The organism is Thalassiella azotivora (assembly GCF_054781695.1).
The window spans coordinates 1-1,331 of the sequence record NZ_BAAGTX010000054.1 but is presented as its reverse complement, the minus strand read 5'-3'; the positions used below and the strand labels follow the sequence as shown (position 1 = coordinate 1,331).

At 72.4% G+C, this 1,331-nt stretch carries 1 protein-coding gene and 1 pseudogene; both read right to left on the bottom strand.

Annotation, left to right across the window (positions count from 1 at the left end; genetic code table 11):
- A partial coding sequence (locus ACYVQV_RS18965; RefSeq protein ID WP_461024873.1) for a methyl-accepting chemotaxis protein occupies positions 1 to 1,071 on the bottom strand: 1,071 nt, incomplete at its 3' end.
- A 62-nt stretch (positions 1,072 to 1,133) separates the two neighbouring features.
- Positions 1,134 to 1,331: pseudogene (locus tag ACYVQV_RS18960) on the bottom strand (methyl-accepting chemotaxis protein); the annotation flags it as partial.

Below are 1,331 nucleotides of genomic sequence, written 5' to 3'. Positions count from 1 at the left end.
CTTCGAGACCGTCTCGTTCGTCGACTCCACCACCGACACCGCCTGCGACGCCACCCGCGCCGCATCACCCGCAGACTGCGCGATCTCCCGGATCGACGCCCCGATCTCCTCGGCGCCGGCGGAGACCGTCTGGACGTGCCGCGACACCTCCGTCGCGGCGTCCGACACCACCTCGGCCTGCACCGACGTCTCCTCAGCACCCGCAGCGATCTGCTGCGAGGACACGGACAGCTCCTGTGCCGACCCGGCCACCTGCTCGGCGGAGGACCCGACGAGGCGGATCACCGTCGCGGTGGCCTCCTGGGCCTCGGTCAGCGAGGCGGCCATCTGGCCGATCTCGTCGCGGCCGCGGACGTCGGCTCGCACCGTCATGTCGCCGGCGGCCATGGCCGTCAGCGCGTCCTGGACCCGGCGCAGGGAGGTGACGACCCGGGAGGAGACCAGCCAGCCGATGCCGATGGCGACGGCGAGACCGACGACCAGTGCGACGAGGACGATGACGCGCGCGGACGTCGCGGTGGCTCGGGCGTCCGCGACCTGCTGGTCGGCGCTGGCTGCCAGGGCCGCCCCCGCGGCGTCCAGGGCCTCGGTGTAGTCGTCGACGAGTGGTTGTGCCTCCTGCACGCGGCGCGACTCGTAGCGCAGCGACTCGTCGGCGACGGCCAGCGGGATGAGCTCCTGGTCACGGATCTGCTGCCAGGCCGCGTACAGCTCGACGAACTCGGTCCAGGTCGGCATCACGGTGGCGCCGTCGTAGGACTCGACCCGCTCGACGGCATCGGCCATCGCGAGGTCGTTGTCCTCGATCCGCGCGAGCCAGCCCTGCTTCTGGGAGGCCGTCCGGGCGGCGAGGAGCTGGGCCATGTACTGGCCGGCGACGACCTGGTGCTCGTGGACGTCGGCTCGGGCGGCGAGCAGCGTGTTCTGGGTGGTGACGATGTCCCGGGTCCCGGCGCTGAGCCGCTCGATGGCGAGCAGGCCGAACAGCCCGACGATCACCGACACGGCGCTGAGCGCGCCGAGGGCGACCAGGATCTTCGTGCGTACCCCGAGGTCGGCGATCCACCGCATCGTCACCACAGCCTTCTCGTCCGGCGGTGGACCCGGGCGCCGCCCGGGTGCACCGGTGCTCGTCAGTAGGTGAACCGTGCGACCTGCTCGCGCAGCTCGACGGACAGTTCGCGGACCCTCTCGACGGCCGCGCGGGACCGCTGCACGGCCTCGGTGGTCGTGCCCGCAGCACCCGCGACCCCGGTGATGTTCGTGGCGATCTCGGTCGACCCCGTCGCCGCCTCCGCCACGTTCCGGCTCATCTCACCCGTCGTGGCGGT